The sequence below is a fragment of the Mycobacterium simiae genome, from assembly GCF_010727605.1.
Lineage (GTDB): Bacteria > Actinomycetota > Actinomycetes > Mycobacteriales > Mycobacteriaceae > Mycobacterium > Mycobacterium simiae.
Genome location: NZ_AP022568.1, coordinates 2,799,721 through 2,820,094 on the forward strand (window position 1 = coordinate 2,799,721; position 20,374 = coordinate 2,820,094).

Genomic DNA, 20,374 nt, shown 5'->3' on the forward strand with positions numbered 1-20,374 from the left:
TGGCGGATCCTCAAGGGATTCTTGGCGCCAGGGCGAATGCGGCTAGACCCAGTACGGGACTCGGGCGCGGTATTGCCGCATCGCGAACGCTGCCAGCAGCCAGCCGACGCCGGTCAGCACCAGCACCACCGCCCAGTGCCGCAGCTGTTGGTCGGCACCGAGCAGCGGCGCGCGCACGATATCGAGATAGTGCAGCAGCGGGTTGAGTTCGATAATGCTCGACCAGCGTCCGGCGCCCTGCTGCCGCAGCGTGTCGTCGTTCCAGATGATCGGCGTCATGAAGAACAACAGCTGCACGACCGAAAACAGCAGCGGCCCGATGTCGCGGTAGCGGGTCGCCAGAATGCCGAAGCACAACGACACCCAGATGCAGTTGAGCACGATCAACCCGAGCGCCGGGATCACCGAAAGATCGGCCCACGACCACGGTTTGGGGAAGATCATCGCGACGACGAAGTAGATGACGATGTTGTGAGCGAACAGAATCATCTGTCGCCACACCAGCCGGTAGACGTGCACACTCAACGGGGTCGGTAACTGCTTGATCAGCCCCTCGTTGGCGACGAAGACGTCGGCGCCTTCCAGGATGGCCGCGTTGATCAGATTCCAGATGATCAGCCCGAGGGTGACGTAGGGCAGGTGCACCGACAGGTCGAGGTGAAACAGCTTCGAGTAGAGCCCACCCATCGCGACGGCGGTGGTGCCGGTCGCGATGGTGATCCAGAACGGGCCCAGCACCGACCGGCGATAGCGCTGCTTGATGTCCTGCCAACCCAGATGCAACCACAGCTCGTGCCGGCGAAAGCCGGAGACCAGGTCACCCCATGCTCGGCCGAACGTCCGTGACTGCGCGGCGGCGTCGATGAATGTCATGATTCTCCCGGCTTGCCGAATTGTTCGCGACGGCCCATGCGGCGCAACCGAATCCATTCCAGCAGGCCCTTCGGGTCGCGCCGTGATATCAGAAAGAACCAGCCGAACCGCAGCCACTCCTGGGCGATCAGTTTGCGCAGGCCCGGCTGGGCCAGCAGATAGCCGCGGTTGCGGTAGGTGTAGAACCGCTTCGTCGGGTTGTCGGGGTACTGGGTGTGCATGCGGCCGCCCAGAATCGGTCGGAACTCGTCCGAGCCGCACGGATGCAGATAGATGGTGTTCAGGCACGTACCGAACGGCAGGCCCGACCGGACCAGTCGCCGGTGCAGCTCCACCTCGTCGCCGCGAATAAACAGCCGCATATCTGGGACGCCGACCGCGTCGAGCGTCGAGGCCTTGAATAACGCGCCGTTGAACAGCGATGCTATGCCGGGCAGCAGGTCCTGTTCCGATTCGGTGCGCAATTCGCTTGCGCGCCTGCGCCATACCAGGCCGCGGCGCAAGGGGAACGCCAGCCGCTCCGGGTCGTCGAGGTTGCACACCATCGGTGACACCTCGGCCAGGCCGTGTTTCTCGGCGCAGGCCAACAGCGTGGCCAGCACCCGGGAGTCCTGCGGGCGGCCGTCGTCGTCGGCCAGCCACACCCAGTCCGCGCCCTGCGCCAGCGCGTGCAGGATGCCCAGTGCGAAACCGCCCGCACCGCCGAGATTTCGGCGTGAGGGCAGATATGTCGTCGAGATAGGTTGGGCGGCAACCAGTTCGGCTACCCGACTGTCCGCGGCGCCGTCGTTGTCGACGACGATCAGGTGATCGGGCAGCCGGGTCTGGGTGCTGAGCATGTCCAGCGACTTGGCGAGTTCGTCGGGACGCCGGTGGGTGACCACGACGGCGAAGATGGTTTCACTCATCCCCGGAAGCGCTTTGCGCCAGCGGTCGTTCGGCTTGGTTCTGCAGGCGGGTCTCTTCCAACACCTCGCGGACGTGGCGTGCGGCGTCCTCACCCTCGTAAGCGCGCACCACATCTTCGATGCTGCCCGATTGGCGGATGCTGCCGTGATCGATCCACATCGCCGTCTTGCACAGCCGGGCCAGGAATTCGTTGGAATGGCTGGCAAAAACCAGGATTCCGGAACGCTCCACCAGCTTCTGCAACCGCGACTGGGCCTTCTTCAGGAAGTCGGCGTCCACCGCGCCGATGCCCTCGTCGAGCAGCAAGATCTCCGGATCGATGCTGGTGACCACGCCCATCGCCAGCCGGACCCGCATACCGGTGGAGTAGGTGCGCAGCGGCATCGACAGATAATCCCCTAGTTCGGTGAACTCGGCGATCTCGTCGACCTTGGTCAGCATCTGTTTTCGGGTCTGCCCCAAAAACAGACCGCGGATGATGATGTTCTCGTAACCGGAGATCTCCGGGTCCATCCCCACCCCGAGGTCGAAGACCGGCGCGACCCGACCGGTCACCTTGGCCCAGCCCCGGGTGGGTTCGTAGATGCCCGAAAGTAGCCGTAACAGTGTCGATTTCCCGGCCCCGTTGTGGCCGACCAGGCCGACTCGGTCACCCAGCTCGAGCGACATCGTGATGTCGCGCAACGCCTCGACGACGACGACGTTGGAGTTGTTTCGCCCGATCGTCCCGCCCGCCTTACCCAGGAAGGCTTTCTTCAGCGAGCGCGACTTGGCGTCGAAGATGGGAAATTCCACCCACGCGTTGCTGGTCTCGATATGCGGACCGCCAGGACCGGACACGGACGCCTGCTCTTACAGGTACTGCCCGGTGCCCGAGCCGGGTCCGTGGCCCGAGCGCCCGATGCCGGGCGGCAGCGCGCCTTGACGCATCTGCTCGAGCTGTGCACGCGCGGCCATCTGCTGGGCGAATAGTGCGGTCTGGATGCCGTGGAACAGTCCCTCGAGCCAGCCGACGAGCTGCGCCTGCGCGATGCGCAATTCGGCGTCCGACGGTTCGGAGTCCTCGCTGAATGGCAGCGTCAGGCGGTCGAGCTCCTCACGAAGCTCGGGCGCCAATCCGTCTTCGAGCTCGCGGATGCTGGTGGCGTGGATGTCGCGCAGCCGTTTGCGGCTGGCTTCGTCGAGCGGTGCCGCGCGCACCTCTTCGAGCAGCTGTTTGATCATGGTCCCGATGCGCATCACCTTGGCCGGCTGTTCGACCAGGTCGGTCAGGGAGCGCTCGTCGGAGTCGTCACCGTCGGCGTCCGCGCGTATCGCCATGACGCGCGGATCGACGCCACCGATGATTTCGACACCGTCAGCGTCTGGGCCATCAGGGCTACTTGAGCCGTTACTCAATCCGGTCACCATCCTCGTGTGGTCCTAGCGGCGGGGCTGGTCGGCGTCTCCACGCCATTCGTAGATCTTGGCCCCGCCGTTGTCGTAGATCAGCGCCCACGACTTCGATTTTTCCAGCGACACTAGTCCGTCCGGTACGGCGAACCCGCGAACCGTCGGTGTGCTGGTGAGGATGTACCGAATATTGAGGGCTTTAATCGCCTCGACCGCCCTGGGATCGGAAATGCCGCGGCCGGCGAACGCCCAGAAGTTATAGCGCTGCGGCCCCGGCCCCATTTGTTGCGGATAGTCATAGTGGGTCCAGAGCGGGTGCAGGTCGGCCACGGCATACATCCAGGCGGTGCCGTCGGTGTTGGCGTTTCCGATCAGCGTGGTGCGCGCGCCGGGCAACCTGGACAGATAGGCCATCGCCAACAGGTCGCGCTGGTCGATCATCACCGAGTCGTATTTGTCCCCCATCAGCCACAGGTGCCGGTAGAAGTAATGCCGAGCGATGAACACGGTGGACAGGACTAGCAGCACCGCGGTCGTTGCCACCCAGATCCGCTCGGGACGCTTTTCGCTGGTGCAGGATCGTCCGAGCCGGTCGGTGACGCGCCGGGCTCCGGCCACCAGCACGACGACGATCGTGAATAGCCCCACCCCAGCCAACGGTTCCAGCAGCAGGGTGATCGCGGCGGAGATGCGCCGCGGGTCCTTGTAGAAGAACTCTCCGATCCCACCGGCCAGCGTGCCGATCACATTGCGGACCGGTGTGCCGGCGTCGACGCCGACGACAACGAGCAGCAGCCACACCACCAGCGGCCACCAGACTTTTTTTACGGCAAAGATGAGACCTCCGATCGCTGTCAGGGCGGCCAGGCCGTACTGGACGGGAAAATCGTTGAGGTGGCGCGAGTGCTGGAAGACCATGTCGAAGATGCCGCGCTTGGTGCTCAGGTAGGTCAGAAACGAATGCCCGGCGATGATGTCTTCCTGCTGCTGGACGCTGATGAACTGCGGTAACAGGATCAGCCCCGCTGCCACCACGACACTGGCCAATGCCAGGGCATCGGCGAGTCTGCCCCGCACCGGATGCCACCACGCGTCCAGTGCCCACCACGCCAGCAGGAACAGTAGGACGATGAATCCGCCGGTGATGTGCACTGACATGACGCCCACCAGCGCCAGCACGGCGACCGGGATGCGGTCGCGATGCCGCAGTGTCGAGGTGATCAATACAAAGGTCGGCACGGCGACGCCGTAGGCCGCCAGGTTGGGCATCGCCGCGACGCCGAACTCCACGTAGGGCAGCGCGGTGAACGACGCGGACAACGCGGCCGCCGTGGCGGACGCTCCCGCGGTGCGCCACTCGGTGGTGCGCGGCCGGAGCAGCCGCCAGGTCAGCATCGCGGCGCTGGTCGGGAACAGCCACACGGACGCGGCCACGGAGTTCAGCGTGTACGCCGTGGTCGGCGCCGCACCGGTGAGCTGGCAGAACACGGCGGTCAGCGCGTGAAACACCGAGGGGTAGTAAAGCAGGTGGTGGGTTTCGACGTTGCGCAGCTCGCCCATGTGGGTGGACGAAGCCTGGCCGGTGTCGAGGATGAACCGGACCTCGTTGGCGTGCCAGACCGCGTCCCAGGTGCTGGGAATCGTCTGCCAATGTGCCGCCAGTCCGCGGTAGGCCGCCCACATGACCAGCAGCACACCCAACAGGACGCCGGTCGCCACCGCCAGCGCCGGCCAGCCCCCGATCCCACGTGCCTCGGCGGCGGTGTCGCGGTAGCGGGTGAGTACCAGCTGCAATGCCGTCATCACGATGCACACGACGGCCAGCGCGGCGAGCGCGGTCCAACCGTTCCACGGGATTCCGACTGCACCGAAAGGGATGATCGCCAGTGCGATCACGCCGTAGGTCAGCGCGGGGCCCACGGCGATCGCGATCGGCCACGTCTGCTGGGCTATTCGCGCGACGATGGTTCCCGGGGCGATCAGCAAGAACAGCGCGATCAGCGTTCCGATCCAGAGCCCCACTCGACTAGTATGGCTGCCCGGGTGACCTGGCTCGGGAAGCCACCGTCTGGCTTGAACCGTCGCGGCACCCGCAACCGTCACAGTTCCGCGGGATTACGCAAGCTCTAAGGTGGCTGGCATGGCTTACGACGTCGCCCGGGTGCGCGGACTGCATCCATCGCTGGGTGACGGGTGGGTTCATTTCGACGCCCCGGCCGGGATGCTGATTCCGGATTCGGTGGCGACCACCGTTTCCACGGCTTTCCGCCGGTCCGCTGCCACCACCGTGGGGGCGCACCCGTCAGCGCAGCGGAGCGCGGCGGTGCTGGAAGCGGCGCGGGCCGCGGTGGCCGACCTGTTCAACGCGGACCCGGCGGGCGTGGTGCTGGGAGCCGATCGCGCGATCCTGCTGTCCTCGCTGGCCGAGGCGTCGTCCTCGCGGGCCGGTTTGGGGTACGAGGTGGTCGTCAGCCGGCTGGACGACGAGGCGAACATCGCGCCCTGGCTGCGGGCGGCGCACCGCTACGGCGCCAAGGTGAAGTGGGCCGAGGTCGATATCGAGACCGGTGAGCTGCCGACATGGCAATGGGAAGGCCTGGTCGGCAAATCCACCAAGCTGATCGCGGTCACCTCGGCGTCGGGGACGCTGGGCACCGTCACCGAGCTGCGGGCGATGACCAAGCTGGTGCACGACGTCGGCGGCATGGTGATCGTGGACCATTCGGCGGCCGCGCCGTATCGACTGCTCGACGTCAAAGAGACCGACATCGATGTGGTGGCGGTGAACGCGCTTGCCTGGGGCGGCCCGCCGATCGGGGCGATCGTGTTTCGGGATCCGGCGCTGATCAACACGTTCAGCGCGGTGTCCACCGATCCCAACGCCAGCGGCCCGGCGCGCTTGGAAGTCGGCGCGCATCAGTATGGTCTGCTGGCCGGCGTGGTGGCCAGCATCGAATACCTTGCCGCGCTGGATGAATCGGCGCGCGGTACCCGGCGTGAGCGGCTGTCGGTGTCGATGCAATCCGCCGCCGCGTACATGACCCGCATCTTCGACTACCTGATGACCTCGTTGCGGTCGTTGCCGTTGATGATGCTGATCGGTCGCCCGGAGGTGCGCATCCCGGTGGTCAGCTTCGCGCTGCACGGCGTGCCGGCTGAGCGGGTCGTCCACCGCTTGGCCGACAACGGAATTCTGGCCGTCTCGAACGAAAGCTCACGCGTGCTCGATGCGCTGGGCGCCAACGAGGTGGGCGGCGCGGTGACCGTGGGGCTGGCGCACTACTCGACGATGGCCGAGGTCGACCAGCTGGTGCGCGCATTGGCGTCGTTCGGCTGACCGACCGTGCACCCATGGCGTTGAGTGTGTTCCCACGGCGGTGACACGCCGACGGCTGACGCCTCAGGCGCACACCGAAAACCGCTGCAGCACAACGGACGTGCGGTCGTTAGACGGTCAGCACGATCTTTCCGTGCACCTCGCCGGCGACCAGGCTCCGGTGCGCCTCGCTGGCCTTGTGAATCGGCATCCGCGCCCCGATGATCGGCCGCACCCGACCGTCGGCAATCATCGGCCAGACTGAGTCCGTCACCGCCGCAACGATTTCGCCCTTGCTGTGCGGACCGCTCACCGGCCGGGCCCGCAACGTGGTGCCGATCACCCGCAACCGCTTCGGCAGCAGTTTGCCGATGTTCAACTCGGCCTTCAGTCCGCCCTGCATGCCGATGATGACCAGTTGACCGTCGGGGGCCAGCGCGTCGAGATTGCGGTCCAGGTAGGAGGCGCCCATGATGTCGAAGATCACGTCGGCGCCGTCGGTCTCCTCGCGCAACCGCGCGACGAAGTCCTCGTCGCGATAGTTGATGGTGATTTCGGCGCCCAGGTCGCGACAGATGTCGAGCTTGGCCGCCGAGCCGGCGGTGACCGCCACCCGCGCACCCAACGCCCTGGCGACCTGGATCGCGTGGGTGCCGATGCCGCTGGCGCCGCCGTGCATCAGCAGCAGCTGGCCCTTGCTCAGATTGGCGGTCAGCACCAGATTCGACCACACCGTGCAGGCCACCTCGGGCAGCCCCGCGGCGTCCTCGAGCGTGACCCCGTCGGGTATCGGCAACACCTGCACTGCAGGAACCGCGACGTACTCGGCGTATCCGCCGCCGGCCAGCAACGCGCAAACCTCTTGTCCCACAGCCCATTCCGTGGCGCCGGGACCTACTTCAGCGACTACACCGGACACCTCCATGCCGATGATGTCGCTGGCGCCCGGCGGCGGCGGGTACTTCCCGGCGGCTTGCAGCACGTCGGCTCGGTTGACCCCGGCCGCGGCGACTTTGATCAATACCTCGCCGGGACCCGCAGTGACATCAGGGATCTCTTGCCAGACGAGTTGGTCGGAGGATTCGGCGACGATAGCGCGCATGCGAGCCACGGTACTAGCCCCGTTACCCTTGTCAGCGGTGGCGTGGCAGAGCGGCCTAATGCACTCGCCTTGAAAGCGAGAGACGGCAAAAACCGTCCGGGGGTTCAAATCCCTCCGCCACCGCAGTGTGCAGCGGCGAGGCTGCGGCCGCGCCGGTGAACAGCGAACGACTAGTGCAGCGTCGGCGCGTACCGCAGGACGGCGCCGATCCCGTCTGCGGGCGCGATGCGCTCGTCGGTGCGGACCAGCGATGCCCCCACTGAGATGGCCAATAACGGCAACGCTTCGTCGGCCCGCAGCGTCTTGGCGGGTGCGGCCCCCTGCTCGGAAAGCACGTCGGCATTGGGCGCGACTGTGGTCAGGCCCTCGTCGGCGACCACGGTCGCGTCGTCGATCTCGCCGATGATCATGGTGTCGACGGCGCCCTGACGCAGTGCCGAGCAGACCGCACCGAGCCCCTCGGCGGCCAGCCCGGAGTTGCGCCCAATCTCAGCGGTGAAGCGCTCCGCGGCGTCATCAATCACGCTGAGTCGCTTTTTGAGGAATTCGGCTTGGATCGCCCGCTGGACTTCATCGGCGCTGTGTCCGCTGCGTCGCGCGCCCACCCCAAGCGTGACCGTGCGGTCGCGGACTCGCTCCGGCAGCGCCGCCAGCAGATCGGATCGCGATCGCACCTCGCCGACCACGAAAACGGTTTCCTCCGCGGTCTCGTCGACGAGCTGCTCGACGCGGTCGGCGACGGCGCGGATGTTCTTGCGGGCCGCCTCGTCGGTGCGCAGTTGCGGGTCCCCGTATCCGGCGGTCTCGGCGCCGGAGGCCTTGTGCACGGGGTAGCCGCTGCCGTCGACGGTCTCCGAACGCGCGGCACCGCCGACGCGGTTGCTGATGTCGGCGCCGGCATGGTCGACCTCGACCAGTAGGTAATCCCCACCGTCGAAGCCAAGCTCGACGAGCGGGACCAGGTAGGGCAGGTCGGACACCCGCACCACGGTGCCGGCGGTCGGCCGCAGCAGGTGCTCGTTGAGGACGACGCCGCTGGCGCTGGCCACGACCGCGCGTCCGCTACGTCCGACCGGGGCGCGCAGGTCTTTTACGGCATGCTCGATCTCGTCGGTCACGGACTTGTCGGCACCCTGTTGTTCGAGCTGTTCGCGCAGTGCCCGCCACTTCAGGTCAAGTTGCGCTTCGGCGTCGTGGGTGTCGTGGGAGTCGTCGAAGTAGACCGAGGCGAAAGGCCCCGGGTTGTCCAGCAGGGAACGGAAGCGCCCAGTATCCATAGCGCTTAGGGTGCCCGCTGGGACCGGAGACTAACCACGGTCAGGCCCGGTCGCCCTCGGTGTCGTCGAAAAACGACCACTCGCCGTCATGCTCGACTTCCATGCGCCAACCGAGTTCGCTGTTGTCGGCCTTGTTGTCGACGAACCAGGCGTGCGCGTCGTCGGCGCTTTCGATTTCCTTGGTGGCGACGACTTCACCGTGCGGGTTGATCACTCGATAGTTGGCCATTGCCACAGTGTTCCCACCGCGTGGGCTGTCAACCCGTCGGGATTTCCGCGGCGATGGTGTTCATCAATGCGACGTGCCGGCGGCCTTCCGGATCGCGGCCGGGTTTGCCGCTGCTGATCAGGCCGGCGGCCAGGCTGCGTTGCGGGTCGGCCCAGATCGCGACGTTGACCAGGCCGAGATGACCAAATGCGGCCGGTGCGTTACGTCCGAATGGGCCGAACCTAGTGGTGCCCAGGATGAATCCGGTGGCCCAACGCGCCGGCATCAAGCCGACCGCGAAGTCCGGCCGTAACCGCCGGCATTCGGCCGTCGCGGCGCGCAGCGTGTCCGGCCGCATCACCTGCACGCCGTCGAGTTCGCCTCCGCGGCGCCATATTTCGGCGAAACGGGACATCTCGTTGGCGGTCGAGACGGTGTTCGAGGACGGGATCACGGTGGTCAGGAAGAACGGGGTGTTGGTCACCGGGATCATTTCGTGCATGGTTCCGCCGATGGCTTTGCGGAATATCTGCGCGATGACGGGAGTCAACGGCCGGCCGGTCGCGTGGCTCGGCGCAACCAGCGAGAGGTCCTTTTTGTCGACACCGAAGTTGGTCCAGCGAAACCCGAGCGGGTCGAGGATTTCGGTGGCCAGTATTTCGCGAATGTCCTTGCCGGTGGCCGCGTAGACGATCTCGCGCATCAGCGGCCCCCACGTCAGCGCGTGGTACACGTGCACCAGACCGGGGCGGTAGAGGGGCCGCAGCTTGCCGAGCATTTCCTGCGCGTACTCGTGGTCGTCGGTCCGCTTGAGGTCCGGCATCGGTCCGGTGGGGAAGGGCAACCCGGCGCTGTGGGTCATCACGTGGCGGATCGTGATGCGGTCCTTGCCGTGGCTGGTGAAGGTGGGCAGGTACTTGCACACCCGATCGTCGAGCGAGAAGACGCCGCGTTCGACGAGCATGTGCACCACGGTCGCGGTGATGCCCTTGGCCGCCGAGTAGACGCAGAACGGTGTGTCGGTTGTGACGGGGATCTTGTCGGCGTCGGGTGCATCGGTGGGTGCATTGCCCCAGCCATGACCGATTGCGCGGTTGAGCACGACGCGCCCGTGGTGCCGGATGCATAGCTGGATGGCCGGATGCATGCCCGCCCGATACCAGTGGCGGGCGGCCTGCCAGATGCGTTCGATGGCGGCAGGGTCGATACCGGAGTGGTCTTCCGCGCCGACGTCGGTGACCGCATCTACGTCGGCCGGGACGCTGATCTTTCCGTCTGGAGTCGTAGTCGCCACCCCCGCGAGGGTACGTGGCGCCGAATCATTCCCCGGTGAACTGCGGTGTGCGCTTGGCAAACGTCGCCGAGATGCCTTCGGTCAGGTCCTTGGACGGCAGGAACGCCGCGTTCCACGCCGCGACGTAGCGCAGGCTCTCCGCGACGGCGGCGGTGCGTTGCTGGTCCAGCACGTCTTTGATGCCGTGCACGGTCAGCGGCGGGTTGGCGGCGATCTCCGCGGCGGTGGCGTGGGCGGCGGCCAGCGTCGCCTCGGCGTCCTCGTACACGTCGTTGACCAGGCCGATCTTCTCCGCGCGGGCGGCGTCAATGTCCTTGCCGGTCAGCGCGAGCTCGCGCAGGTGGCCGTCGCTGAGGATCTGCGGCAGCCGGGCGAGGCTGCCGACGTCGGCGACAATGGCCAGTTTGACTTCCCGCACCGAGAACTTGGCGTCGGCGCTGGCGTAGCGGATGTCGACCGCGGAGATCAGGTCGACGCCCCCGCCGATGCACCAGCCGTGCACCGACGCGATGGTGGGGGTGCGGCAGTCGGCGACCGCGGTGATCGCGGCCTGCATCCGCTTGATTTCGCGATGGAACACCGTGCGGGGCCCGGCCAGGGCGTCGCCGGAGAGCACGGGCGTGAACGAGTCGCCCATGGCCGGCACGTCCAGGCCGTAGCTGAAGTTCTTGCCGGATCCGGTCAGCACGATCGCGCGCACCTCGGGGTCGGCGTCCAGGGTGGCGAACAGCTCAGGCAACTCCGACCAGAACGCGGGTCCCATCGCATTGCCCTTGCCCGGTCCGATCAGTGTCACCTGCGCGACCAGGTCTTTGATCTCGACGGTGACGGATTCGTATGTTTCGCCCATGTGCAGACCGTAGCGTGGCAAATATGCCTCGTGATTTGCGACCCGGCCCTCATTCCCCGCCCACGGACGAGCTGCACAGCGCGGAGGACACGTTGGGCATCTTGCAGCGCGTGCTCCATCCCATCGCCACCGACGATCTGGCCAAGCAGACGCCGTGCACGGAGTTCGACGTGGCCAAATTGACCGAGCATCTGCTCAAGTCGATCGGCGGCATCGGCGGCATGGTCGGCGCCGAGCTGCCGGCCCGCGACGGGCAGGATTCCGTCGAGCGGCAAATCATCGCCGCGGCCCGGCCGGCCTTGGACGCCTGGCATCGCCGCGGTCTGGACGGCACCGTCGGCTTCGGCGACAAGGAGATGCCGGCCCGGGCGGCGTGCGGCATCTTCTCGATCGAATTCCTGGTCCACGCTTGGGATTACGCGGTGGCGGTCGGCCATGAGCTCAACGCCCCGCAACCGTTGGCCGAGTACGTGCTCGATCTCGCGCACCAGACGATCCGGCCGGAATTTCGCGGCACCGCGGGCTTCGCCGATCCGGTCGAGGTGCCCGACGAGGCCGGGGCATTGGAGAAGCTGGTCGCGTTCACCGGCCGCAACCCGGCCGCCTAGCGCGTCGTGGGCGTTACACCCGTTCGAGGTAGAAGTAGAAGTAGCGGCCCTTATCGCGCACGCGCTTGCCGTTCATAATCCCCATCACGGCGTCGTCATCGATCTTCTTGAAGTGGTCGTGCACTGGCTGTCCGTCGTAAACCATTGTCGCGGTGATCTCGCCGCGGAACTCCTCCAGCCACAGGCTGGCCTCGCCGTTACCCATCTCGGTGTTGGAGAATTTGTTGCCGTCGGCGTCCAGGCACACCAGGGGCTGCACATCGCGCGCGGACGTGAAGTTCTTGCCGAACCAGCGGGCCTTCTCCAGCTGGCCGTTCATCTTGTGGCCGGTCGCGAACTCGCCGCCCTTCCACTCACCGATCATGCCGTCGATCGTGGCCGGTTCCAGGCTCGCCCAGAAGTCGTCGAGTTCGGCGTCGTCGATCCGACTGCGGCGTTCCTTGAGTTCGGTAAACTTCTTGCGCGCCAAGCTCATTGATTTCTCTCGGTCATCCAGTTGCCGGCAAATTCCAGCAGGACGTCGTTCTCCTCCGGGGCGCCGATCGAGACGCGGACCCCGTCGTCACCGTATGGACGGACCACGATTCCCGCGTCGGCGGCCCGCGTGACGAAGTTCTGCGTCCTGGGTCCCAACGGCAGCCAGACGAAGTTGGCCTGCGACGGCGGCAACGTGAACCCGACCTCGCGCAGCCGCGCGCTCACCCGAGCCCGGTCGGCCACCAACGCGTCGGTGCGGGTCAGCAATTCGTCGGCGGCGTCCAGCGAGGCGATGGCCGCGGCCTGTGAGACGCTCGTGACGGAGAACGGGACGTAAACCTGGTCCAGCGCGGTGATCACGTCGCGGTGCCCGACGGCGTAGCCAACGCGCAGGCCCGCCAGTCCGTAGGCCTTCGAAAAGGTACGCAGCACAACAACGTTGGGATGTGCTCGGACCAGGCCGAGGCTGTCGGGCGCCATGTCGTCGCGAATGTACTCGACGTAGGCCTCGTCGAGGGCCACCACGATGTGCGGCGGGACCGCCTCGACGAACCGGGTCAATGCGTCCGGGTCGACGACCGTGGATGTCGGGTTGTTGGGGTTGCAGACGAAGATCAGCCGGGTGCGTTCGGTGATCGCGGCCAGCATCGCGGAGAGGTCGAAGGTGTGGTCGGTCAGCGGCACCCTGACCGCGACGGCGCCGGCAACCTGGACCAGCGGCGGATACAGCTCAAAGCTGCGCCAGCCGAAGATCACGTCGTCGCCCGCCGAGGCGGTGATCTGGATCAGTTGCTGGCACAGGCTGACGGAGCCCGCGCCGAGGGCGACATGCTCGGGTTCGAAGCCGGGGCCGAGGTGTTTGGCGAGCGTGGCTTTGAGGTGGACGCAGCCGTTGTCGGGGTAGCGGTTGACGATGTCGGTCGCTTGCTCGATCGCGGCGCGAACGCTAGGCAGCGGGCCGAACACGGTTTCGTTGCTGGCAAGTTTGATCGAACCCGGCACGGTCTTACCAGGCACGTAAACCGGCAGCCCGGCCAGCTCAGGCCGTAGGCGGGCAGTCACTTCGACAGCATATGTCGCGGCTGTGTACGCTATGCCTCCGGCGGTTCCGGGACGCCCGCCATGCGTCCGGTACCCTCAGAAAGTCCAAGGGAGGCGTGCCAGAGCGGCCGAATGGGGCTCACTGCTAATGAGTTGTCCCCCTCAAAGGGGACCGGAGGTTCAAATCCTCTCGCCTCCGCTGAGTCCTTGCGAGGACGCATAACTGAACACCGGCGCCCGTAGCTCAACGGATAGAGCATCTGACTACGGATCAGAAGGTTAGGGGTTCGAATCCCTTCGGGCGCGCTTTCTACCAGCGAATATCTCGTCTATCCCGGCTTGGCCGGACAGTAGATGGCCACCGCGGTGTTGACGAACACCACCGATTCCGTGAACGTCATGCCCTCCCGAGTGAAGCGGTTGGCCAGCTCGGTCAGGGGCCGGCCGGCGGCCGCGCGGGCGCATGTCTCGTGGGCGGCCTTGATCAGCGCGGTCCCGCCGTCCGCGGGCGCGCTGCCGTGCAGGGTGGTCATGACCGCGATCAACCGCTCGTCGGCGCTCTTGGGTGTCGGACCTTGCGACCGGGTGGTCGGTGGATTGCCGGCCGAGCTGTACGGCGACAAGATCACCGTCGGCTTGGTTGCGACCAGCAACACGCCCACGAATGCGATCACCAGAAAGGCGCCCGCGATCACCACACCGGAGAAGCCCTCAGTGGTGACTTTGTGGCGCGGGCTCCGGTACCCACTCCGGTATCCCCCTGCGCTGGCCTCGGGCTGCGCGTCCGGAGCACGCGTCTCGGCGTTTTCGTTTGCCGCGGGCCTGGTTTGACGCGCGAAACGCATGGTCGAAATCCCCCGCCGACTAGATCGACTTTCAGCCGTGGCCAGCCCGATAGCGCGCGGTTGAACAAGGTCTTGAACAAGGTTGAAGTGTAATTCGCCGACGTTCGCTGCGAAACCGGTCCGGGCGACTCGTGGCGGGCTTGACCGGCGTGCTTACTGCGCCGGCTGGGTATCGCCGCCATCGGTGTTCGGCTCGCCGGCAGCGTCCGGCATCGGCCCAATCGTGGCGATCATCGGCACGCGCAGCGTCTTACCGCCGGCGATCGGCAGGTGGATCGAGAAGAAGACGATCTTGAGCTCCAGGCTCACCTGCCGCATCGGCTGGGCGTAGAGGTCAAAGCGCATGTCCCGCAACCGCGCCAGGCCGCGTTCGAGCCGACTCATGGCGTCGACCCTAGTTGCTCGCGTTCCGGGCGCGCCATGGGTGCTGGTCGTAGCCGCAGCGCTGTTACCCGTTGCCTACCCGTTGCCTAGCCGTTGTTGATGTGGGCCAGTGCCCGCTCGAACAGGTGAACCGTGCCCGCGTGCAGTTGATCGCCGACCTGCTTCTCGGCCTTGCCCGCGCACGCGCGTGCCAAGGTCCCCTCGATGACGATGCCCAGCTTGAAACACGCCAGCACGGTGTACCAGGTGATTTGGGACAGGTCGCGGGTGGTGTTGGCGGCGTAACGCTCGAGGAGCTCGTCGGTGCTGGCCAACCCGTCCTGCCCGCCGAGAGCGTGGCTGAATACGCTGGATCCGTCCGACTGCCGCCAGGTGGCCAGCAGCCAGCCCAGGTCCAGCAGCGGATCCCCGATCGTGCACATCTCCCAGTCGACTATCGCGACGACGTCCGGCCCGGTGCGGGAGAACATAACGTTGGCGGCGTGGTAGTCGCCGTGCATGATGCCCGGTATCCAGGTCGCCGGGCGATGACGTTCGAGCCAGGCGGATACCTCATCGATCCCCGGGATGTCGGGGCCGGGGTAGCCGTCGTACTCGCTGTAAGAGTCCAGTTCGGCGAGCCAGCGCGGCACCTGGCGTTCCAGAAAGCCCGCCGGCTTGCCGAAATCGGCGAGACCCACCGCGACGTGGTCGATGGCACCCAGCTTGGCCAGCGCGTCGGCCATGGATAGGCCCATGCCGTGCCGAATGTCGGGGTTGCCAGCATGCAGCGGCGGCAAGCCCTCGCCGGCGTTGAACCCGTCGATCGGGTCCATCAGGTAGAACACCGCGTCGCCCAGCACGCTCGGGTCCTCGCAGACGGCGATCAGATGGGGATGCGGCACGTCGGAACCAGCCAGCGCCGCAAGGACTTTCGTTTCCCGCAAGATCACGTTGTTGCTACGCGGACGCAGGTGCCGCGGGCCGCGGCGCAGCACATAAGGTCGGCCGGATCTTTCGAACCGCAGCATCACATTCTGGGTTCCGCCGGTCACGGGGGAGACGTTGTCCAGCGGTCCTTCGCCCAGCCCCTGCTGAGACATCCATTCCGCGACGGCTGTTAAGTCGACGTGCTCCACGTCGTGTGAACCTACTCTGCCCAGGCGCGCGTCAGCCTATGGGTGGAAGGGTATAGGCAAAGCCTGCGCCAGGATGAGGGCGTCGCGGAACACGAGGGTGTCGACGCCGTCGTCGGCGCGACGTACGTGTATGGCGCCGCTCGCCGAAGCTGTGGACCGTCTGGGAATCAGACTGGTGACCATCGCCGATGCGCCAGGCACTCACGAAGCCTGGAAGAATAGTGAACGCAACCGACTATCAGGGTGGAGGAACGGCATGCCGCGGACCGATAACGATTCTTGGGACATCACGCAGAGTGTGGGGGCTACCGCGCTCGGCGTCGCGGCGGCCCGTGCCGCGGAGACCGAGAGCGACGATCCCCTCATCCGCGACCCGTTCGCACGCGTCTTCGTCGACGCCGCGGGGGAGGGTGTGTGGAGCATCTACGCCGATCCCGCGCTGTTGGCGAAGGCCGTCGCGATCGAGCCGGACGTGCAACATCGGCTGCAGCTGATGGTCGACTTCATGGCGACCCGCACGGCGTTTTTCGACGAGTTCTTTCTCGGTGCGGCCGAATCCGGCGTTCGGCAGGTGGTGATCCTGGCGTCCGGCTTGGACGCCCGAAGCTGGCGGCTGCCCTGGCCGGACGGCACCGTCGTCTACGAGCTGGACCAACCCAAGGTTCTTCAGTTCAAAAACGAGACGTTGCGCGAACACGGTGCGCACCCGACCGCGCGGCTGGTGAACATCGCCGTGGACCTGCGGCAGGATTGGCCGAAGGCATTGCAGGACGCCGGTTTTGACCCTTCGCAGCCGAGCGCATGGTCGGCCGAGGGGTTGATTCGGTACCTGCCGGCGCAGGCTCAGGACTTGTTGTTCGAACGGATCCTTTCCCTGAGCGCGCCGGGTAGCTGGTTGGCGTCCAACGTTCCGGGGGAGGGATTCGCCGATCCCGAGAAGGTGCGTCGGCACCGCGAAGACATGGCGCGGGTGCGCGCCGCGGCCGCCAAGGTCATCGACGCGGAAGTCACCGATTTCGACGAGCTGTGGTATCCGGAAGAGCGCACGCCCGTCGACAGCTGGCTGCGTGAGCGTGGTTGGGACGTACTGTCGTTGAGCTTTCCGGAGCTAATGGCCCGCTACGGGCGCAGCATTCCGGCGGGGCACGAGGACTCGATGTCGCCGACGCAGTTCATCTCGGCGCGCCTCACGGCGTAACACCACCGGCTGGTCGTGGCCGGCGTCGATCGGAGTGGCTTCGACGCCGGCCGGCGGCATTGCACGAACTCCGACTTCGGCACGGCGACTGCGTATTTCGGCCAGTATTATCAGTAATCTGGCCGGATTACTCAGGCTAAATCAACATCAGCGGCTCGCGCGCATCCGGACTGTCGCGAATGGCAATTTCGCTTTCCGAAAGTTTGCCGCGCCGATGTTTAGACATAAGTCCAATGGGTATCGCTACGCCACGGGAATGTCTTTCTCGAACGGAGGTCACGATGCGTGGTCGCGGGATAATCGGCGCGGTCGTTCTGGTGTGGCTGCTCATTGGGGTCTTCGCAGCTTGGCAACGCGGTTACTTCCAAAATGAGCAAACGAACTGTGTCACAGCAGGAAACATCGCTCTAACTGTGGTGGCGGGGCCGCTGAATTACGCCGGCGTCAATCCAAAAGTCAAGGATTGCCGTGTGCCGCAACCCAGTTCAATGCCAAGTCAACTAGTGTCACTCACGTAAAGGAAGCTGTCATGATTGTCTTGGGTGTGGTTCTGCTCATTCTTGGATATGTGTTCACCATTCCTTTGCTGTGGACGATCGGCATTATTCTGATCGTTATCGGCGCGGTGATGTGGGTGCTCGGCGCGGTGGGCCGGCCGGTTGCCGGTCGGCGGTACTGGTATTAGTGCCCGCGGCACGGATACGCCGCTTCACAGGACACGCATAGGGATGTCATAGCGGTGGCTCAGTAGGCCGCGGATACTGGAACTTGTGACGCAGTCTCGATCCTCCGTAGAGCGCGTTGTCATGTGTCGCGCCGACGGCAATCCGATCAACGTGTTGGTCGTCGACGACGAATCGGTCTTGGCCGAAATGGTGTCGATGGCATTGCGATACGAAGGCTGGAACATTGCGACGGCCGGGGACGGCGCGTCGGCAATAGCCTCGGCACGTGCCCAGCGCCCCGACGTGGTCGTACTGGACGTGATGTTGCCCGACATGAGCGGGCTCGAGGTCTTGCACAAACTCCGCGAGGAAAACCCGCAACTTCCGGTGCTGTTGTTGACGGCCAAGGATGCGGTAGAAGACCGGATCGCCGGGCTGACCGCCGGTGGCGACGATTACGTCACCAAACCGTTCAGCATCGAAGAGGTGGTGCTGCGGTTGCGAGCGTTGTTGCGGCGCACCGGCGTAACCACTGTGGACAGCGGCGCACAGCTCGTCGTGGGCGACTTGGTGCTCGACGAGGACAGCCACGAGGTGACCCGCGGCGGTGAGCCGATCTCGTTGACTTCCACCGAATTCGAGCTGCTGCGCTTCATGATGCGTAATTCCAAGCGGGTGCTCAGTAAGGCGCAGATTCTCGACCGGGTGTGGAGCTACGATTTCGGCGGCCGATCGAACATCGTCGAGCTGTATATCTCGTATCTGCGCAAGAAGATCGACAGTGGCCGTGACCCGATGATCCACACGCTGCGGGGTGCGGGTTATGTCCTCAAACCAGCCCGTTAGGTCACGGCGAGTCTGGTCGCTTCGGCTGCGGCTCCTGGTGGGCCAGGTCGTGGTGCTCGCCCTGGTCTGTGTCGGAATCACCGCAGCGACCGAACTTTCGCTCAACCACCACTTGATGCGCCAGCTCGACGCGCAGCTCGACGGGACCTCGCACCGCTCAGCGCTGCTGTACCCGGAACCGAGCCGCCCCGGCCGGCACCGCGACCGTGACCGCGTCTACTACCCCCGGCCGGGCCCTGGTCCGCGCTTCCTCGACGCGCCCGGCCAGCCCGCGGGCATGGTCGCCGCGGTGGTCAGCAACGGCAAGACGGTCGACGCCGGCTATCTGACCAGCATCGGTTCCCGGGCCGCGCTGAGCGACAAGGCCCAGGAGCAACTCGCGGCGATTGCCGGCAGCCGGGCACCGGTGACGCTGGACCTCGACGGCCTCGGCCGCTACCGCGTGGTGGCGGCCCCGAGCCGGCGGGGTGGCGACCTGATCGTTACCGGGCTGTCGATGTCCGATGTCGATGCCACGCTGCTGCAGATGCTCGTGATCTTCGGAGTGGTCACCGTCATCGCCATCGCCGCGGCAACGATCGCCGGAATGGTGATCATCCGGCGCGCGCTGGCCCCGCTACGCCGGGTCGTGCAAACCGCGCGCCGCGTTTCGAACCTGCCGCTGGATCGCGGCGAGGTGGAGCTGCCGGTGCGGGTGCCCGAATCCGACGCCAACCCGGCCACGGAGGTCGGTCAGCTCGCCTCGGCGCTCAACCGCATGCTCGACCACATCGCTGCGGCGCTGTCGGCGCGGCAGGCCAGCGAGACCCGGGTGCGTCAGTTCGTCGCCGACGCCAGTCATGAACTGCGGACTCCGCTGGCCGCGATCCGCGGCTACACCGAGCTCACGCAACGCATGGGCGACGACCGCGAGGCGGTCGCGCACGCGATGAGCCGGGTCGCGTCGGAGACGGAGCGGATAACGCGTCTCGTCGAGGACTTGTTGTTGCTGGCCCGGTTGGACTCTGGCCGGCCACTGGAACGCGACCAGGTAGACCTGTCCAGGCTCGCGGTCGACGCGGTCAGCGACGCACACGTCGCGGGACCGGATCACCAGTGGGAGCTGGACCTGCCCGAGGAGCCGGTGGTCGTCGTCGGGGATGCGGCCCGTCTACACCAGGTGCTGACAAATCTGCTCGCCAATGCCCGCATTCACACCGGGGCCGGGACCGTCGTGACGACGCGGTTGAGCACCGACGCAACCCACAGCGTGCTGCAGGTGATCGACAATGGCCCCGGTATTCCGAAAGCGTTGCAGTCGGAGATTTTTGAGCGGTTCGCGCGCGGCGATACCTCACGCTCCCGTAAGGGCGGAAGCACCGGGCTGGGTCTGGCGATCGTGTCCGCAGTTGTCAAGGCGCACAACGGAACCATCGCGGTCGACAGCTCGCCCGGGCGGACCGAGTTCACGGTGCGGTTGCCACTGGATGGGTGGCAACCGCCCGCCGCCTCGGTTAGCTAGAGCAGGTTACGTCGATCTCGAAGGGCTTGTTCACCGGCTGCATCGGGTTGGCCGCGTCGATGCCGGTCGCAGTTCCGGTGATCTTGTACTTGTTGCCGTCTTTGGTGGCCGAGGCGTTGCCGCCACCACCTGCCGAGGAGTACGCGAGAGTCACGCCATTCACGTTGCCCAGCCCAACGGAGGTCACCTGGGGTGGGTTCGCGTCGGTCAGCACCGCGGCGATGCCCGTTGCGGCCCCGCCGATTGCGATGTTGACGTTGCCGCCGGCCGTCGTGCACACAACTGAGCCGGTCACGTTCTGGTCTTTGCCATCGATGACGACCTTGGTGCCGCCGCCACCGCTGGCGGAAGCCGACGAGCTCGCCGACGACGACCCGCTCGTGCTCTTCTTGTCGCTCGAACAGCCGGATAGACCGGCAACCAGAATCGCTGCTCCGGCAACCGCGACCGTCAGTTCACGCTTCACCTGT

The 20,374-nt window shown here is 66.0% G+C and carries 23 protein-coding genes and 3 tRNA genes; 10 read left to right on the forward strand and 16 right to left on the reverse strand.

Translation table 11 applies throughout. The annotated features are described in order from the left end of the window. Window positions 1-42: 42 nt before the first annotated feature. Genes wzm through G6N33_RS12990 form a run of 5 tightly spaced genes read right to left on the reverse strand, consistent with a single transcriptional unit; the run spans window position 43 to window position 5,196 of the window. Window positions 43-873, reverse strand: a complete 831-nt coding sequence (wzm, locus tag G6N33_RS12970) for a galactan export ABC transporter permease subunit Wzm/RfbD (RefSeq protein ID WP_044508992.1) — start codon at window positions 871-873, stop codon at window positions 43-45. Continuing rightward, window positions 870-1,781 carry a galactofuranosyltransferase GlfT1 gene (glfT1, locus tag G6N33_RS12975; RefSeq protein WP_044508991.1) on the reverse strand — a complete coding sequence of 304 codons (912 nt, stop codon included), beginning with the start codon at window positions 1,779-1,781 and terminating at the stop codon, window positions 870-872. Before glfT1 ends, wzm begins: the two co-directional genes overlap by 4 nt. Then, a complete protein-coding gene (wzt, locus tag G6N33_RS12980) occupies window positions 1,774-2,622 on the reverse strand; it encodes a galactan export ABC transporter ATP-binding subunit Wzt/RfbE (RefSeq protein ID WP_081662118.1) in 849 nt (282 codons plus the stop codon). Before wzt ends, glfT1 begins: the two co-directional genes overlap by 8 nt. 12 nt (window positions 2,623-2,634) lie before the next feature. Next, a complete protein-coding gene (locus tag G6N33_RS12985; RefSeq protein ID WP_044508989.1) occupies window positions 2,635-3,192 on the reverse strand; it encodes a bacterial proteasome activator family protein in 558 nt (185 codons plus the stop codon). A gap of 12 nt (window positions 3,193-3,204) precedes the next feature. Beyond that, window positions 3,205-5,196 (reverse strand): DUF6541 family protein, encoded by a 1,992-nt coding sequence (locus G6N33_RS12990; protein ID WP_044508988.1) that lies wholly within the window; start codon window positions 5,194-5,196, stop codon window positions 3,205-3,207. A gap of 118 nt (window positions 5,197-5,314) precedes the next feature. On the opposite strand from G6N33_RS12990, the gene G6N33_RS12995 reads away from it, so the two are divergent. Continuing rightward, window positions 5,315-6,511 (forward strand): cysteine desulfurase-like protein, encoded by a 1,197-nt coding sequence (locus tag G6N33_RS12995; RefSeq protein WP_044512547.1) that lies wholly within the window; start codon window positions 5,315-5,317, stop codon window positions 6,509-6,511. Between the two features lie 109 nt (window positions 6,512-6,620). Here G6N33_RS12995 and G6N33_RS13000 read toward each other — a convergent pair whose 3' ends face one another. After that, window positions 6,621-7,592, reverse strand: coding sequence for an NAD(P)H-quinone oxidoreductase (locus G6N33_RS13000; protein WP_044508987.1), 972 nt, complete (start codon window positions 7,590-7,592; stop codon window positions 6,621-6,623). A 36-nt stretch (window positions 7,593-7,628) separates the two neighbouring features. On the opposite strand from G6N33_RS13000, the gene G6N33_RS13005 reads away from it, so the two are divergent. Beyond that, a tRNA-Ser gene (locus tag G6N33_RS13005) sits at window positions 7,629-7,715 on the forward strand. A gap of 47 nt (window positions 7,716-7,762) precedes the next feature. Here G6N33_RS13005 and G6N33_RS13010 read toward each other — a convergent pair. Genes G6N33_RS13010 through G6N33_RS13025 form a run of 4 tightly spaced genes read right to left on the reverse strand, consistent with a single transcriptional unit; the run spans window position 7,763 to window position 11,221 of the window. Then, window positions 7,763-8,869 (reverse strand): Rv2629 family ribosome hibernation factor, encoded by a 1,107-nt coding sequence (locus G6N33_RS13010; protein WP_044508986.1) that lies wholly within the window; start codon window positions 8,867-8,869, stop codon window positions 7,763-7,765. 40 nt (window positions 8,870-8,909) lie between these two features. After that, window positions 8,910-9,098, reverse strand: a complete 189-nt coding sequence (locus tag G6N33_RS13015; protein ID WP_044508985.1) for a hypothetical protein — start codon at window positions 9,096-9,098, stop codon at window positions 8,910-8,912. 28 nt (window positions 9,099-9,126) lie between these two features. After that, window positions 9,127-10,371: a lipase LipE gene (lipE, locus tag G6N33_RS13020; protein ID WP_044508984.1), complete on the reverse strand. Its 1,245-nt coding sequence runs from the start codon at window positions 10,369-10,371 to the stop codon at window positions 9,127-9,129. 25 nt (window positions 10,372-10,396) lie between these two features. Next, window positions 10,397-11,221, reverse strand: coding sequence for a crotonase/enoyl-CoA hydratase family protein (locus tag G6N33_RS13025; RefSeq protein WP_044508983.1), 825 nt, complete (start codon window positions 11,219-11,221; stop codon window positions 10,397-10,399). A 23-nt stretch (window positions 11,222-11,244) separates the two neighbouring features. Here G6N33_RS13025 and G6N33_RS13030 point away from each other — a divergent pair, with 23 nt between their 5' ends. Beyond that, on the forward strand, window positions 11,245-11,829 hold the full coding sequence (locus G6N33_RS13030; RefSeq protein ID WP_179962687.1) for a TIGR03086 family metal-binding protein: 585 nt from the start codon (window positions 11,245-11,247) through the stop codon (window positions 11,827-11,829). 13 nt (window positions 11,830-11,842) lie between these two features. Here G6N33_RS13030 and G6N33_RS13035 read toward each other — a convergent pair whose 3' ends face one another. After that, the gene (locus G6N33_RS13035) at window positions 11,843-12,304 is read right to left on the reverse strand and encodes a DUF4334 domain-containing protein (protein ID WP_044508981.1); all 462 of its coding nucleotides are present in this window, start codon (window positions 12,302-12,304) and stop codon (window positions 11,843-11,845) included. Further along, window positions 12,301-13,368, reverse strand: coding sequence for a pyridoxal phosphate-dependent aminotransferase (locus tag G6N33_RS13040; protein ID WP_044508980.1), 1,068 nt, complete (start codon window positions 13,366-13,368; stop codon window positions 12,301-12,303). Before G6N33_RS13040 ends, G6N33_RS13035 begins: the two co-directional genes overlap by 4 nt. 89 nt (window positions 13,369-13,457) lie before the next feature. On the opposite strand from G6N33_RS13040, the gene G6N33_RS13045 reads away from it, so the two are divergent. Together G6N33_RS13045 and G6N33_RS13050 are read left to right on the forward strand one after the other, a co-directional pair. Next, a tRNA-Ser gene (locus G6N33_RS13045) sits at window positions 13,458-13,546 on the forward strand. Window positions 13,547-13,580: 34 nt separating this feature from the next. Then, a tRNA-Arg gene (locus tag G6N33_RS13050) sits at window positions 13,581-13,653 on the forward strand. Window positions 13,654-13,676: 23 nt separating this feature from the next. Here the strand turns inward: G6N33_RS13050 and G6N33_RS13055 are convergent. The 3 genes from G6N33_RS13055 to G6N33_RS13065 all read right to left on the reverse strand — a co-directional run bounded on the left by G6N33_RS13055 (window position 13,677) and on the right by G6N33_RS13065 (window position 15,658). Next, window positions 13,677-14,192 (reverse strand): DUF732 domain-containing protein, encoded by a 516-nt coding sequence (locus G6N33_RS13055; RefSeq protein ID WP_044508979.1) that lies wholly within the window; start codon window positions 14,190-14,192, stop codon window positions 13,677-13,679. A gap of 153 nt (window positions 14,193-14,345) precedes the next feature. Beyond that, a complete protein-coding gene (locus tag G6N33_RS13060; RefSeq protein ID WP_044508978.1) occupies window positions 14,346-14,576 on the reverse strand; it encodes a hypothetical protein in 231 nt (76 codons plus the stop codon). An 86-nt stretch (window positions 14,577-14,662) separates the two neighbouring features. Beyond that, a complete protein-coding gene (locus tag G6N33_RS13065) occupies window positions 14,663-15,658 on the reverse strand; it encodes a phosphotransferase family protein (protein ID WP_232069480.1) in 996 nt (331 codons plus the stop codon). 292 nt (window positions 15,659-15,950) lie between these two features. Here G6N33_RS13065 and G6N33_RS13070 point away from each other — a divergent pair, with 292 nt between their 5' ends. From G6N33_RS13070 to G6N33_RS13085, 5 genes are all read left to right on the forward strand, one after another. Next, the gene (locus G6N33_RS13070) at window positions 15,951-16,892 is read left to right on the forward strand and encodes a class I SAM-dependent methyltransferase (protein ID WP_044508975.1); all 942 of its coding nucleotides are present in this window, start codon (window positions 15,951-15,953) and stop codon (window positions 16,890-16,892) included. A gap of 281 nt (window positions 16,893-17,173) precedes the next feature. Beyond that, window positions 17,174-17,410 (forward strand): hypothetical protein, encoded by a 237-nt coding sequence (locus tag G6N33_RS27465; RefSeq protein ID WP_231382511.1) that lies wholly within the window; start codon window positions 17,174-17,176, stop codon window positions 17,408-17,410. 11 nt (window positions 17,411-17,421) lie between these two features. Beyond that, window positions 17,422-17,577, forward strand: a complete 156-nt coding sequence (locus G6N33_RS27075; protein ID WP_169717127.1) for a DUF6131 family protein — start codon at window positions 17,422-17,424, stop codon at window positions 17,575-17,577. Window positions 17,578-17,698: 121 nt separating this feature from the next. Further along, a complete protein-coding gene (locus G6N33_RS13080; RefSeq protein WP_044508974.1) occupies window positions 17,699-18,403 on the forward strand; it encodes a response regulator transcription factor in 705 nt (234 codons plus the stop codon). Next, window positions 18,381-19,904 carry a sensor histidine kinase gene (locus G6N33_RS13085; protein WP_044512545.1) on the forward strand — a complete coding sequence of 508 codons (1,524 nt, stop codon included), beginning with the start codon at window positions 18,381-18,383 and terminating at the stop codon, window positions 19,902-19,904. Before G6N33_RS13080 ends, G6N33_RS13085 begins: the two co-directional genes overlap by 23 nt. Here the strand turns inward: G6N33_RS13085 and G6N33_RS13090 are convergent. Further along, on the reverse strand, window positions 19,897-20,370 hold the full coding sequence (locus G6N33_RS13090) for a lipoprotein LpqH (protein WP_101528138.1): 474 nt from the start codon (window positions 20,368-20,370) through the stop codon (window positions 19,897-19,899). The two genes, G6N33_RS13085 and G6N33_RS13090, sit on opposite strands and share 8 nt — an antisense overlap. Window positions 20,371-20,374 lie beyond the last annotated feature (4 nt).

What these genes read in the sequence shown, in the direction of transcription:
- G6N33_RS13055 (WP_044508979.1), bottom strand. Translation starts at nt 14,192, where the DNA reads ATGCGTTTCGCGCGTCAAACCAGGCCCGCGGCAAACGAAAACGCCGAG.
- G6N33_RS12995 (WP_044512547.1), top strand. Translation starts at nt 5,315, where the DNA reads ATGGCTTACGACGTCGCCCGGGTGCGCGGACTGCATCCATCGCTGGGT.
- G6N33_RS13085 (WP_044512545.1), top strand. Translation starts at nt 18,381, where the DNA reads ATGTCCTCAAACCAGCCCGTTAGGTCACGGCGAGTCTGGTCGCTTCGG.
- G6N33_RS27075 (WP_169717127.1), top strand. Translation starts at nt 17,422, where the DNA reads ATGATTGTCTTGGGTGTGGTTCTGCTCATTCTTGGATATGTGTTCACC.
- G6N33_RS13060 (WP_044508978.1), bottom strand. Translation starts at nt 14,576, where the DNA reads ATGAGTCGGCTCGAACGCGGCCTGGCGCGGTTGCGGGACATGCGCTTT.
- G6N33_RS13035 (WP_044508981.1), bottom strand. Translation starts at nt 12,304, where the DNA reads ATGAGCTTGGCGCGCAAGAAGTTTACCGAACTCAAGGAACGCCGCAGT.
- G6N33_RS13080 (WP_044508974.1), top strand. Translation starts at nt 17,699, where the DNA reads ATGTGTCGCGCCGACGGCAATCCGATCAACGTGTTGGTCGTCGACGAC.
- G6N33_RS13000 (WP_044508987.1), bottom strand. Translation starts at nt 7,592, where the DNA reads ATGCGCGCTATCGTCGCCGAATCCTCCGACCAACTCGTCTGGCAAGAG.
- wzm (WP_044508992.1), bottom strand. Translation starts at nt 873, where the DNA reads ATGACATTCATCGACGCCGCCGCGCAGTCACGGACGTTCGGCCGAGCA.
- G6N33_RS13030 (WP_179962687.1), top strand. Translation starts at nt 11,245, where the DNA reads ATGCCTCGTGATTTGCGACCCGGCCCTCATTCCCCGCCCACGGACGAG.
- G6N33_RS13065 (WP_232069480.1), bottom strand. Translation starts at nt 15,658, where the DNA reads ATGTCTCAGCAGGGGCTGGGCGAAGGACCGCTGGACAACGTCTCCCCC.
- G6N33_RS12985 (WP_044508989.1), bottom strand. Translation starts at nt 3,192, where the DNA reads ATGGTGACCGGATTGAGTAACGGCTCAAGTAGCCCTGATGGCCCAGAC.
- G6N33_RS13015 (WP_044508985.1), bottom strand. Translation starts at nt 9,098, where the DNA reads ATGGCCAACTATCGAGTGATCAACCCGCACGGTGAAGTCGTCGCCACC.
- G6N33_RS13070 (WP_044508975.1), top strand. Translation starts at nt 15,951, where the DNA reads ATGCCGCGGACCGATAACGATTCTTGGGACATCACGCAGAGTGTGGGG.
- glfT1 (WP_044508991.1), bottom strand. Translation starts at nt 1,781, where the DNA reads ATGAGTGAAACCATCTTCGCCGTCGTGGTCACCCACCGGCGTCCCGAC.
- G6N33_RS27465 (WP_231382511.1), top strand. Translation starts at nt 17,174, where the DNA reads ATGCGTGGTCGCGGGATAATCGGCGCGGTCGTTCTGGTGTGGCTGCTC.
- G6N33_RS13010 (WP_044508986.1), bottom strand. Translation starts at nt 8,869, where the DNA reads ATGGATACTGGGCGCTTCCGTTCCCTGCTGGACAACCCGGGGCCTTTC.
- G6N33_RS13025 (WP_044508983.1), bottom strand. Translation starts at nt 11,221, where the DNA reads ATGGGCGAAACATACGAATCCGTCACCGTCGAGATCAAAGACCTGGTC.